Consider the following 12,622-nt stretch of genomic DNA (forward strand, 5'->3'; position numbering starts at 1 on the left):
ACCCTCTCAGGGAGTGTGGGAGCCACCAAGTCCCGCATTCGCCTCGTCTTTGCTTGATAAGTTTGGTTTGAATTTGAACAATTCAATGAGGAAGTTCAGGCTCAACACCCCGAGTCGGCAAGCCTGCTTTATAGCAAATGCCACGCAAGAAACAGGATGGTTCCACTATCTTGCGGAGGGGAATCGTAGTGACAATGCAACGGATTTACATGATGGCTGGTTTGGTCGCGGTTTCTTGCAACTGACAAACCCTAACGGAAATATGGGGGGTGGTAATAATAACTATTATAAATATTTTAAATTTCTTGGGCGACATCCGAACTTACCACCGGGACCACAGGAGTTACAGTGGCGCAACGCGGTAGCGAGAGATGACTATCACGCGAGTCATAGTGCAGGTGTTTACTGGATTTGGTCTGGAAAATCGATGCCGACGGCTGATAATCCTTCACGTCCACAAGTGGGTAGTGCGAATAAATACGCAGATGCGCTCGGCACAAACGAAAGAAGAACAATTCGTACAAATGCGGGGACGAAGGTATGGTATTACAACCAGTCTTTTACGAACTGTGCTGCGGCAGTGAACTATCCCGGTGCTATAGGCCAGAATCCACCAAACATGAATGGTTTGGTGGATCGATCGACGTCGTTCACTAATGCATTAATGGTCTTGGCCGATATTGCTATTTTCAAAGGACCAAATCAAGAGGACCTAACGTGGCCAGAAAATTTCACAAGGAGACCGCAGTGAAGAATATTCTCTGTGCATTATTGGTATGGTTTTTCTTTAATGGAATTGCAGGCGCAGAGTATGCGCCTGATAGTCATGATGAACGTCAAGAAAATATTGATCTATTGTCGAATCAGTGCGGATATGCTCTTGATGAAGATATTGCATCAAAAATAACGATTTCTTCAATCAATAAAAATGAAAAAGTCGTCTCTTTTGATTTTTATACCCTGGTTAAACTGGTAGACAGACCAATTCAGGGAAAGCTCTCCTTTGGCTGTTTTGTGACTGGCGCGAACACGTTGACCCCAGGCGCTGCGCAGAAAAGGACCGCGGCCGACGTAATTACCTCAGAGGATTCAGGTGGGCGATATGCGCGCAAGATCGCATGGCAACGGAAATATGAAGGAAACGGTTGGGTTGGAACGATCGCATATGTAAATTCGGTGTTCGGCGACCAGGTAAGGTTGGCTTCTCCTGATTATTTTTTAATATGTCCTGATAAAAGAAAGTTTCCGTGCTTTTCTTTCGAGGCATTAAATAAAAGACTCAACAGGAAGGAGGCTGATCGAATTCCCAAGATGCTTGGTGGAATTGGAATAATTGATTCTCCATCAACGACTCCTGAAACATCCGGCAAGTAATTATAAATATTATTCCGAGGATTTTGATTTAAATTATGCAATCCCTCGTCGCAAAGGTGACAAACTGGAGCACGGTGGCGAAGTCACCGGCGACTCCCTCTGGACCGAATTCATGGGCAGGCCGCTCGCCCGCAAGGGCGACGACGCGATCTGCACGGACCGACCACGATTGACGAGGGCTACGACAGATTCTCTGACCGTGATGGCACGCCCGTCGCCATGCATCATTACCACTGCACTTGCGGTTGCGGGCTGATCTTTATCTGCAATCCTGTTTCCGAAAAGATGTCCCGGAGCACGGCGCTGTGTGGTGCTTTGGGATATTGCTGGGCACAAGCTACGATGGTACCTGCACGATAAATGCGTCGGGTTCGCTCTGCAAGCTATGTTTGTAATTGACTCGGTATTCCATGTTTTGAGCAAGGCCGGGGATTGGTTGTAGTGTCGAATGCCCCGTTTGGAAAAGTGGGCGACGGCGATCGGAGAGGTCTTCGCTTGTCACCGCCAATCCCAATGCTGGTGCGGCGGGCCGCAGATTGGGGCAGGTTGAAGGAGCCGAATTTCAGGGATCGCGACGGTATACTTGAGGAGTAAATCGACGGCATGCCATCAAGAATACCGTTACGAAAAGCTGGCTGACGATGGTTCTGGCGAGACGATGATAGACACTTGAATCGACAAAATGCTAATTACGTCAACGGTTTAGATCCGTCCTGCGACGCACTGAGCATCCGCTCCACATACCGCGCAATCAGATCGATCTCCAGATTGACCTGGGTGCCTTCGCGCAGATGTTTGAGCGCGGTCACTTCCACCGTATGCGGGATCAGATTGATCGAGAATTCGCAGCCGTCGTCGCGGTCGGTGATCGAGTTGACCATCAGACTCACGCCGTTGACGGTAATCGAGCCCTTGTATGCCAGGTAGCGGCCAATCTCGCGCGGGGCCAGCACACGCAATTCGTGCGACTCGCCAACCGGTGCGAAACGCATGACCGTGCCGAGGCCGTCGACGTGTCCCGAGACAATGTGGCCGCCCAGCCGGTCGTGCGCGCGCAGTGCCTTCTCCAGATTGACGTCGCCTGGTTCGCCGAGACCGGCCGTGCAATTCAGGCTTTCGCGCGACACGTCCACCTCGAATGAGTTCGCCGTCTTGGCCACCACCGTCATGCAGGCGCCCTGAATGGTGATGCTGTCGCCGAGCTGGACGTCTTCAAGATCCAGGCCGCCCGCGTTGACGTTCAGGCGCACGCCCGCGTCGCCGTCGTTGCCGAGGGGCTTGACTGATTCGATGCGGCCGACCGCCGCGACGATTCCGGTAAACATGGTGCGGGTTCCTTGCTTATTTCGAAGTGGGGTGAGGCGCGGACTGAGCCGCAAAGCGCGCCAGAATCCGTACGTCGTCGCCGATCCGGTCAACGCTGTGGAAATTCAGACGCACGCGGCCTTCCAGCGTGTCGGGTGCGACGAGATTGAACATGCCCATCGAGTCCGTGCCGAGCAGGCTCGGCGCCAGATAGACCAGCAGTTCGTCGACGCAGCCTTCGCGCAACAGTGAGCCGTTCAGCTTGTAGCCTGCTTCGACATGCAATTCATTGACGTTGCGTTCGCCGAGCACCTTCAGCAGGGCGGGTAAATCGACCTTGCCCGCGCTATTGGCAAGCTGCACGATTTCCGCGCCGCGATCGCGCAACGCGTTCGCGCGATCCGTGTGGCGTTCGTCCAGATTGCCGCAAAAGATCAGCGTCGGCGCGCCGGCAAGAATCTGCGCGCCCGGCGGCACGTCGAGCTGGCTGTCGATCAGGACGCGTTGCGGCTGGCGCGGCGTCTCGACGGCGCGCACGGTCATGCGCGGATCGTCTTCCCGCACCGTGCCGATGCCCGTCAGGATCGCCGATGCCCGCGCGCGCCACGCGTGGCCGTCGGCGCGGGCCGCTTCGCCGGTAATCCACTGGCTCTCGCCGGAGGGCAGGCCGGTGCGGCCGTCGAGCGTCGCCGCCACCTTCATGCGCACCCACGGCCGGCCGCGCGTCATGCGCGACACGAAGCCAATATTCAGTTCATACGCTTCATTCGCGAGCAGCCCGCAACGGACTTCGATGCCCGCGTCGCGCAGCATCCTGAGGCCGCGTCCGGAAACCTGCGGATTCGGATCTTCCATCGCGGCGACCACGCGTTCGACCTGCGCCTCGATCAGCGCATTCGCGCACGGCGGCGTGCGGCCGAAGTGGCTGCACGGTTCAAGCGTCACATAAGCAGTGGCGCCGCGCAGATCGTGACCGCGCGAGCGCGCGTCTTTCAGCGCGCGCACTTCGGCGTGATCCTGGCCGGCTGGCTGCGTGAAGCCTTCGCCGATCACTTCGCCGTTCTTGACCAGCACGCAACCCACGCGCGGGTTCGGATCGGTCGTGTACATGCCGCGCCTCGCCAGAGCGAGCGCGCGTTCCATATGGACGAAATCGGTTTGCGAAAACATCGGCGTCCGTTGAGGTCTTTAGTGTGCGGTTCGGTACGGTTCAGTTCAGTGCAGGTCGGTCCTGCTCAATGCCTGGATGCACCGTACTCCAGATGTCCTTACGCCACCAGCGAGGCGAACGCGCCGCGTGCCGCGTCGAGGGTCGCGTCGATGATCGCGTCGTCGTGCGCGATCGACACGAAACCCGCTTCGTAAGCCGAAGGCGCGAAATACACGCCCGCGTCGAGCATCTTGTGGAAAAACGCGTTGAAGCGCGGCACGTCGCTCGTCGTGACTTCGGCAAAACTGGCCGGGACCTTGTCGGCGAAGTAGAGGCCGAACATGCCGCCGAGTGAATCGGCCGCGAACGGCACCTTCGCTTCGCGGGCCACTTTCGTCAGACCCTCTGCGAGCCGCGTGGTGCGCTGAGCCAGCGTGTCGTAGAAACCCGGTGCCTGGATCAGCTGCAGCGTCTTCAGACCGGCGGCCACGGCGATCGGATTGCCCGACAGCGTGCCCGCCTGATAGACCCCGCCGAGCGGCGCGAGATGAGCCATGATGTCGCGCCGGCCGCCGAACGCCGCGGCCGGCATGCCGCCGCCGATCACTTTGCCGAGGCAGGTCAGATCCGGTGTGATGCCGTAGACCTGCTGCGCACCGCCGAGGGCGACGCGAAAGCCGCACATCACTTCGTCGAAAATCAGCACGGAACCGTACTCCGTGCACAAACGGCGCAGCGCGTTGAGGAACTCAGGCGTGGCGCGCACGAGGTTCATGTTGCCCGCGACCGGCTCGACGATCACCGAGGCGATCTCGTTGCCGAAGGCTTTGAACGCTTCTTCGAGCGCGGCGACGTTGTTGTATTCGAGGACGGTGGTGTGCTTCGCGATATCCACCGGCACGCCCGCCGAAGTCGGATTGCCGAAGGTGAGAAGGCCCGAGCCGGCCTTGACGAGCAGGCTGTCCGCGTGGCCGTGATAGCAGCCTTCGAACTTGACGATGCGGCTGCGGTTCGTGAAGCCGCGGGCGAGGCGCAGCGCGCTCATGGTGGCTTCCGTGCCGCTCGATACCATGCGCACCTGTTCGATGGACGGGACCAGCTTGCAGATTTCTTCGGCGATCTCGACTTCCGATTCCGTCGGCGCACCGAACGAGAAACCGTTCACCAGCACCTTCTGCACGGCTTCCAGCACCTCGGGATGCACGTGCCCGAGAATCATCGGACCCCAGGAGCCGATGTAGTCGATGTAGCGCTGGCCGTCAGCGTCCCAGAAGTACGGGCCTTGCGCGCGTTCGATGAAGCGCGGCGTGCCGCCCACCGAGCGGAAAGCGCGCACGGGCGAATTGACGCCGCCGGGAATGGTGAGCTGGGCGCGTTCGAAAAGAGCTTCGTTCCTGGAATTGCTGGACATGGACGTTGGACCCGCCTGATAGAAGTGCAGAGACGCGCAAAATGGCTGGGTTGAAGGCGGCACGCGCGCCGCGGCGGTGCCCGGCTTGCCCACTCGCGTCCAACCCGCCTTGCGGCGGCTGAATGGTTAGCTGAAATTGTACCGGAGTCGCGCGCAGTCGGCCCGAGGCAGGCACAGCGGGCGCTTGCGCCCGGATTGCGGCAGATTGTCCCGCGGCGGCGCACGCGACAAGCAGCCCGGCAACGTTTTCTGGCGCGATAGTTTATTGGTATCCTCGGCGATCATGCGTGACATCCTCATCCCCGCGGCGGCCGAAACCGCCGACCCCGCGACTTCCCCGCCTCAGGCGCCCACCCCGGCGCCTGCTGGCGGCGCTTCGCGCGCGAACTACGTGTACGCGCAGCTGCGCGACGACATCTTCGAATTGCGGCTGTTGCCGGGCGACCGTCTGACCGAAGGCGCCATCGCCGAACGCTTCAGCGTCTCACGCACGCCCGCGCGCGAAGCCCTGCAACGTCTGCAGGGCGACGGCCTGATGCAGGGCTACGTGCGCGGCGGCTGGGAGGTGGTGCCGATCGACTTCAAGCGTTTCGACGACCTGTACGAGATGCGCGAGCTGATCGAAACTTTCGCGGTCCGGCGAATTTGCCGCCATGGCGAAGCGCTTTCCGATCAGCTGATCCAGTTGCTCGATCAACTCGACGCCATCTGGCAAGTGCCGCCGGCGAGGCGCCTGACCGACGGACGCGGTGTGGCGACACTCGACGAAGCATTTCACCTGGCGCTGGTGTCGGCGGCGGACAACGACGAACTCGCGGCGGCCCTGCAGCGGGTGACCGACCGCATCCGCGTGGTGCGGCGGCTCGATCTGGTCTACGGCAATTGCATCGACGATACCTACGCTGAGCACGCCGCCATTCTCAACGCCATCCGCGCGCGCGACACCGAAACGGCGGTTGCCCTCGTGACCCGCCATATCGAGGGCAGCCAGGCCGAAGTGCGCAAGCTGACGGTGCACCGTCTTCATAGCGTGCGCACCAAGGCGGATCGTGCGGCCGTGGCCGGCGCACCGCCGAAGGGCCGCGGCATCCTTTAAACGTGCATGCCGAATGCCGCGGCCATGGGTGTCAGCGGTGCGGCGTTCGGTCGCGCTTCGTTCCCAAACGCTGATGGAGTAAGGGTTTTCCTGTCCTGCGACACTCCCTCGCATGGCCATCCGGCACGCTTCTCGCTAATGTCGACGAGCTTGTATACATAGCCGGCCGGTCATGAACGATCCGCTGGCGCCGGTGGTCGTTTGAGCTGAGGGAACATGTCGTCAGAGTTTTTGAATCCAGCGCGGGGCATCCGCGGAATGGCGGTTGCGCCGCACTCGCTTGCCTCGCAAAGCGCGTTGGCAGTCTTGCGCGATGGCGGTAATGCGGTCGAGGCGATGATCGCCGCCGCTGCGACCATCGCGGTCGTATATCCGCATATGAATAGCATCGGGGGCGACGGCTTCTGGCTGATCGCGCCGCCGGGCGGCGAGCCGGTCGGCATCGAGGCCTGTGGCGCGGCCGCGTCGGCTGCGTCGATCGAGGCGTATCGCGCACTCGGTTTGCAATCGATCCCGTTTCGCGGACCGCTGGCGGCGAATACCGTCGCCGGCACGATTTCGGGCTGGGACTTCGCGCACAACTGGTCGGCGCAGACGCTGGGCGGCAGGTTGCCGCTCGCGCGACTGCTCGAAGACGCGATTGCCTACGCGCGTGACGGCATTCCGGTCACGCGCAGCCAGGCGCGCTGCGTGGCAGCGAAACGCGAAGAACTCGAGACGGTTGCCGGCTTTGCCGAAACCTTCCTCACCGGTAGCGACGCCACGCGCGTGCCCGCTGCCGGCCAGCGCTTCACGCAGCCGCGCCTCGCGGCCACGCTCGAGCATCTGACAAGGGCCGGTCTGGACGACTTCTACCGCGGCGATCTGGCACGCAGCATCGCCGCGGATTTGCAGGCTGTCGACAGCCCGGTGTCGCTGGCGGATCTGCAGCAGCATCGGGCCCGGTCGCGCACGCCGCTCGCACTCGCGCATTCGCTCGGCGGTGTCTACAACATGCCGCCGCCGACGCAAGGTCTGGTGTCGTTGCTGATCGTCGGCATTCTCGACCGGGTGCTGCGCGACGACATGGACCCGCTCGGGCCGGAGTATGTCCACGTATGCGTGGAGGCCACCAAGCTCGCCTTTGCGATACGCGACAAACACATCACCGATCCCGATCACATGGACATCGATCCGCAGTCGCTGCTCGCCCCGGCCGCGCTCGATGCGCTGGCCGCGCAGGTCTCGCTGACTGCGGCCGCGCCATGGGGCAAGGGGCTCGGGCCGGCCGACACGGTCTGGATGGGCGTGATCGACGGCAACGGCGTGGCCGTCAGTTTTATCCAGAGCATTTACCACGAGTTCGGCAGCGGCATCGTGCTGCCGCGCACCGGCATCAACTGGCAGAACCGCGGCTGCAGCTTTTCGCTCGACCCGGCCGCGCGCAATCCGCTCATGCCGGGGCGCCGCCCGTTTCACACCTTGAATCCCGCGCTCGCCCGTTTCGACGACGGCCGCACGATGGTCTACGGAAACATGGGCGGCGACGGTCAGCCGCAATCGCAAAGCGCGGTGTTTTCGCGGATCGCGCATTTCGGCTGGAACCCGCAGACCGCGATCGACGCACCGCGCTGGCTGCTTGGCCGCACGTGGGGGCAAACCAACGAATCGCTCAAGCTCGAGGCGCGTTTTCCGTCCGCGACGTTCGATGCGTTGCGCGCGCTCGGCCATGACGTGGAACAGATGCTGCCTTACGACGAAGCAATGGGGCATGCCGGCGCGATCGTGCGGTACGACAACGGCTGTCTCGAAGGCGGCTTCGATCCGCGCAGCGACGGCGGAGCAGCGGCCTGGTAAGCGCAGCACCGCTTGCAAACAGGCGCTCGGCGTCCTGCAACAGGTTCTTTTGAAGTGGTTTGCGCCGTGAGTACTTGCGCTTGCGGCGTGAAACGAGGCAGGCCGACCCACGGTTCGGCACGGAATGCAAAACGGAGAAACCCAATGAACACCCGCACGCCTACATTGAATGGAGCCGCCACGTCCGGGGCATTTGCCGCGGCGCCATCCGAACGGACCCGCTGGTTGCAGCTGGGTCTCGGGCTCGTCTGCATGATGACGATCTCCAGTCCGCAGTACGTATGGACGCTGATGACCAAACCGCTCGCAGCGAAGCTCGGCATTGCCTTGCCGGAACTGCAGGTCACGTTCTCCATCCTGGTCCTGCTGCAGGCATTTTTTTCGCCGTTCCAGGGCGCGCTGATCGATCGCTTCGGGCCGCGCATGCTGATCTCGATCGGCACCCTGCTGGCAGGCGTAAGCTGGGTGCTCGCGTCCTATGCGCATAGCACGTCGATGTTGTACCTCACCTATGGCGGCGTCGGCGGTCTCGGCACGGGCATTGTGTATGTCGGCGTGGTCGGTCTGATGGTCCGCTGGTTTCCGGATCGACGCGGCTTCGCAGCCGGTGCCGTGGCGGCGGGCTACGGCATGGGCGCGATTCTGACGACCTTTCCGATCTCGGCATCGCTCGCTTCGCGCGGCGTCGAAGCGACGTTGTGGCTCTACGGCATCATCTTCGCCGTGGTGGGATTCATCGCCGCGCAAGGCTTGCGTGTGCCGCCGGCCGAGCTGGCGCAGAGCGTGGCCAATGCGCAGACGGCCAGGCCGGTGCGCGACTATCGGCCGTCCGAGATGCTCAGGCAGCCGCTCTTCTGGCTGATGTTCGTGATGATGACGATGATGGCCACTTCCGGCCTGATGGTGACGTCGCAGATGGCGACCTTCGCGACCGACTTCGGCGTCAGCAAAATTCTCGTATTCGGGCTTGCTGCGTTGCCGTTGGCGTTGACGATCGACCGCTTCACAAATGGCCTGACGCGTCCTCTATTCGGCTGGGTATCGGATCGTCTGGGTCGCGAAAACACCATGGGTTTCGCCTTCGCGCTGGAAGGTATCGCGATGACGCTGTGGCTGTTGACGCGCGATAACGCGGTGCTGTTCGTACTGCTGTCGGGTGTGGTTTTCTTCGGCTGGGGCGAGATCTTTTCGCTGTTCCCGTCGACGCTGACCGATACGTTCGGCACGCGCTACGCCACCGCGAACTACGGATGGCTGTACATCTCGTTCGGCGTTGGTTCGGTCTTCGGCGGACCGCTTGCCGCGTTGCTGCATCAGCATACCGGCAGCTGGATTCCGGTATTCGGCTGTGCGATTGCGCTCGACCTGAGCACCGCGGCGCTGGCGATGTTTGTGCTCAAACCCGCGCGCGGCAGGTTTGTGCGTGCAAGCCGGTGAGATGGCATAAGACGATCTGGGCGGCGCGCTGATCGGCCGCCTACGTTGTGAAACAGGCCGCGCCCAACGTGGGATCAGGGCGCCGGTTTAGGCTTCGACGCGCGTCGAGGCGCTGTGCTGGATGTCGTGTCTTGCGAACGCGTTGCGGATGGCGCTGCAACACTGCGCTTGCCGCGTTCGGCCCCGCTTTCTGCGGCGGTGCCTGTCGCGTTGCCGTTCTTCCTGGTCTTCCTGAATTCCTCTGATTTCGCGTGGCCCGCGTCTGCGCTTGCGTCAGCGCTTGCGTCAGCGTTCTGCGTGAGCGCGCGAAGTGACGCCTTGCTGGGCTGCGTGGGTCCTGACGGCGCGGCCTGCTTCGGTGGCTTGCGCTTGCCGGTCAGTTCGGCCCAGCGCTTCTCCAATGCACCTTCCGCTACGGGCTTGATCACCGTGCCGGACGATTGCGCGTCCCACGTCTGCACGGAGAAAGGGTGCACGCGCAACGACTCGCGTGTGACGACCACATGCTGATGGGCGTCGATCAGCCAGTCGTAGACGAAGTCGATGCATAGACGATAACCGCGCTTCGTATTCGGATCGGGCACTTCGTACGGCGCCCGCGTCACGTAGCCGGAGCCGAACACACCTTTAGGCTCTTGTGCGACTCGATGGAGAAATACGCGGTCGCCAGGCAGGATGCCGCGCGCGAAGCCGCAGCCCCAGACATCCGTGACTGCTTCACCGGCGGCGACACGTTTGGCGACCTCGGGCAGCTCCGGCCAGGGCCATTTTTTCGGGCTCCAGATCAGCAGAAAAGCGGTCATGACGGGACGGGGAAAGAGACGTTGAATGGGTGATCGCGCGACAAGGCGTGAGCTTAACCGATCGCCGCTTCGCCGTATGCATGGCCCCCGGCCAGGCCAGGCCGCGACACGACACGACACGTGCGGCGATTGCGTGGTACGGGACTCCTGATCATCATCTGACACAGTGTGTCAGTCCACGAGCAGGTGGCCGCAGGCGTTGCCTATGATCGAGCAAACGGGCTTGCGCTGTCGGCGGAGGGCGAGATGCCCGAAAGGCCGTCGCGTACAATTGCGGGACTCGCGCTGCAGTGATGGCGCAGTTTTCACCATTGCTCGCACACGGATTCCGTGTGCGGGCGGACCGCTTCTCCTGGATTCCCATGTCTCACGTTACCAAGCGCCGGCCCGATGGCCGGCTGATCCTGTTGCTCGGCGCGCTGGCCGCCTGCGGTCCGATTTCGATTGATATGTATCTGCCGAGCCTGCCCTCGATAGCGCAGGCCTTTCTGGTCACGACTGGCGCTGCGCAGACGACGCTGACGAGTTTCATGCTGGGTTTTTCGGTCGGAATGCTGCTATACGGACCGCTGTCCGATTCATTCGGCCGGCGCCCGGTGCTGCTGGGCGGGATCATCATGTACGCGCTGGCGAGCATTGCGTGCGGCGTGGCGTATTCGATTGGCTCGCTGGTGACGTTCCGGTTCGTGCAGGCGCTGGGTGCGGGGGCGGCATCGGTGCTGGCGCGCGCGATCGCACGCGACGCGCACGAACCCACCGATGCGGCGCGCGTCTTGTCGATGCTGTCGATCGTCACATCGATCGGGCCGTTACTGGCGCCGCTGATTGGCGGGCAGTTGTTGCTGCTGGGCGGTTGGCGCGTGGTGTTCGTGGCGCTGACGATTTTCGGCACGGTATGCGCGGTGACGGCATTCCTGCGCGTGCCGGAGACGTGGCCACGCGAGAAGCGCAAGCAGTCGGCGGTGCTGAAGTCGTTTGCGGCGTACGGGACATTGTTGTGCGATCCCGTGGCGTGGGGGCACATGTTGTGCGGCGGGATGGCGTTTGCGTCGATGTTCGCGTACATCACGGCGACGCCGTTTGTGTACATCGAGTATTTCCATGTTTCCGCCCAGCATTATGGATTTCTGTTTGGGCTGAACATTATTGGCATCATGTTCGGCAACTTCCTGAATACCCGGTTGGTTGGCCGGCTTGGGTCGTTGCGGATCATCGCTTTTTCGGCGGCTGTCAGTTGTGGCGCTTCCCTGTTTGTTTCGCTCGTCTCTTTGACTGGCTGGGGCGGGTTGTGGTCGATTGTGGTGGGGTTGTTCTTCGTAGTGGGAGTCGTGGGGTTGTTGTCGGCTAACTGCACGACCGATCTGATGCATCGGTATCCGCAGAATGCCGGCGCGGCGGCTGCCGTGTTCGGTGCAATGCAGTTGGCGTTAGGTGCGCTGGCCAGTTTTGCGGTCGGACTTTGGGGTGGGGTTTCGCCTACCGGCATGGGGGTGACGATCGGCGTGGCCGGGGTGCTTTGTTATTGTGGCAGGGTGCTGGTTGTCAGGTGGCATGGGCGGGGGGTAGTAGGGGTTTAGGTTTTTTTGTCTGGCTGACGGCTTTTGTTGTTTGCCTGCGGGGTTGGCCTTTCCTTGTATTCTTAGTGGTCTGTTAGCGCGGCCCCTCGGTTGCTGACCTACTGCGTTGGCCTCTCCTTGCATTCTTAGTGGTCTATTAGCTTCGCCCCTGTGCGGGGCGGCACCTACTTTCTTTGCCGCCGCAAAGAAAGTAGGCAAAGAAAGCGGGCTTCCAACCGCTAGCCCATAAGTGTCCATCTCTGTCATGTACGGGTAACGGTCCAACACGAGACCCACCCTCGCGCGGTCACGTTCGTGACACAGCACTCATTCGCTCCAGCGTTCGCTGCGCGCCCGCCGTCGGGCATAACTTCCCTTCCGTTCAGTTCGGTGGTCTGCGTGCTTGAGGTGCGCAGCTAATGAGCGGCGCATGTAATTCGTACGCCTTATCAATTTGCGCATTGACACAGCGGGCCGCAGCCTCGGCTTTCCCCTGTAAGCCGGTCCGCGACACACGCAGTGCGGAGTGGGGTGGATGAGCCCTGTGTCAAAGTCCTGTGTGGTGCGAGGGACGATCTTGTCTCGGACCAATACCGCGTGGGTGGCGAGGCGCACACCTACTGGCTGGCGGTTGGAAGCCCGCTTTCTTTGCCT

Annotated in this window: 9 protein-coding genes and 2 pseudogenes; 7 read left to right on the forward strand and 4 right to left on the reverse strand. The window is 61.6% G+C overall.

What is annotated here, in order from left to right; translation table 11 throughout:
- The 3 genes and pseudogenes from VGH41_RS22575 to VGH41_RS22585 all read left to right on the forward strand — a co-directional run.
- Positions 1-751: pseudogene (locus tag VGH41_RS22575) on the forward strand (hypothetical protein); the annotation flags it as partial.
- A complete protein-coding gene (locus tag VGH41_RS22580) occupies positions 748-1,374 on the forward strand; it encodes a hypothetical protein (protein WP_331599829.1) in 627 nt (208 codons plus the stop codon). The pseudogene VGH41_RS22575 and the gene VGH41_RS22580, both read left to right, overlap by 4 nt.
- Positions 1,375-1,486: 112 nt before the next feature.
- The gene (locus VGH41_RS22585) at positions 1,487-1,630 is read left to right on the forward strand and encodes a hypothetical protein (protein ID WP_331599839.1); all 144 of its coding nucleotides are present in this window, start codon (positions 1,487-1,489) and stop codon (positions 1,628-1,630) included.
- 433 nt (positions 1,631-2,063) lie between these two features.
- Here the strand turns inward: VGH41_RS22585 and VGH41_RS22590 are convergent, their stop codons facing one another.
- The 3 genes from VGH41_RS22590 to hemL form a co-directional block, all read right to left on the reverse strand.
- Entirely contained in the window at positions 2,064-2,699 is a 636-nt protein-coding gene (locus tag VGH41_RS22590; protein ID WP_331599830.1) for a riboflavin synthase, read from the reverse strand.
- Between the two features lie 16 nt (positions 2,700-2,715).
- Positions 2,716-3,849: a bifunctional diaminohydroxyphosphoribosylaminopyrimidine deaminase/5-amino-6-(5-phosphoribosylamino)uracil reductase RibD gene (ribD, locus tag VGH41_RS22595; RefSeq protein WP_331599831.1), complete on the reverse strand. Its 1,134-nt coding sequence runs from the start codon at positions 3,847-3,849 to the stop codon at positions 2,716-2,718.
- Between the two features lie 98 nt (positions 3,850-3,947).
- Positions 3,948-5,240, reverse strand: a complete 1,293-nt coding sequence (gene hemL, locus VGH41_RS22600) for a glutamate-1-semialdehyde 2,1-aminomutase (RefSeq protein WP_331599833.1) — start codon at positions 5,238-5,240, stop codon at positions 3,948-3,950.
- A gap of 283 nt (positions 5,241-5,523) precedes the next feature.
- On the opposite strand from hemL, the gene VGH41_RS22605 reads away from it, so the two are divergent.
- The 3 genes from VGH41_RS22605 (at position 5,524) to oxlT (ending at position 9,609) form a co-directional block, all read left to right on the forward strand.
- Positions 5,524-6,336, forward strand: coding sequence for a GntR family transcriptional regulator (locus VGH41_RS22605; RefSeq protein WP_331599834.1), 813 nt, complete (start codon positions 5,524-5,526; stop codon positions 6,334-6,336).
- A gap of 216 nt (positions 6,337-6,552) precedes the next feature.
- Complete coding sequence (locus VGH41_RS22610) at positions 6,553-8,172, forward strand: gamma-glutamyltransferase family protein (protein ID WP_331599836.1); 1,620 nt, start codon at positions 6,553-6,555, stop codon at positions 8,170-8,172.
- A 144-nt stretch (positions 8,173-8,316) separates the two neighbouring features.
- Positions 8,317-9,609, forward strand: a complete 1,293-nt coding sequence (oxlT, locus tag VGH41_RS22615) for an oxalate/formate MFS antiporter (protein ID WP_331599837.1) — start codon at positions 8,317-8,319, stop codon at positions 9,607-9,609.
- A gap of 278 nt (positions 9,610-9,887) precedes the next feature.
- Here the strand turns inward: oxlT and VGH41_RS22620 are convergent.
- Positions 9,888-10,412 (reverse strand): annotated as a pseudogene (locus VGH41_RS22620) (hypothetical protein); the annotation flags it as partial.
- 362 nt (positions 10,413-10,774) lie between these two features.
- On the opposite strand from VGH41_RS22620, the gene VGH41_RS22625 reads away from it, so the two are divergent.
- Positions 10,775-11,989 (forward strand): Bcr/CflA family multidrug efflux MFS transporter, encoded by a 1,215-nt coding sequence (locus tag VGH41_RS22625; protein ID WP_331599838.1) that lies wholly within the window; start codon positions 10,775-10,777, stop codon positions 11,987-11,989.
- Positions 11,990-12,622: the final 633 nt, after the last annotated feature.

Origin of the sequence: Paraburkholderia sp. (assembly GCF_036488795.1) — a bacterium.
Classification (GTDB): domain Bacteria; phylum Pseudomonadota; class Gammaproteobacteria; order Burkholderiales; family Burkholderiaceae; genus Paraburkholderia.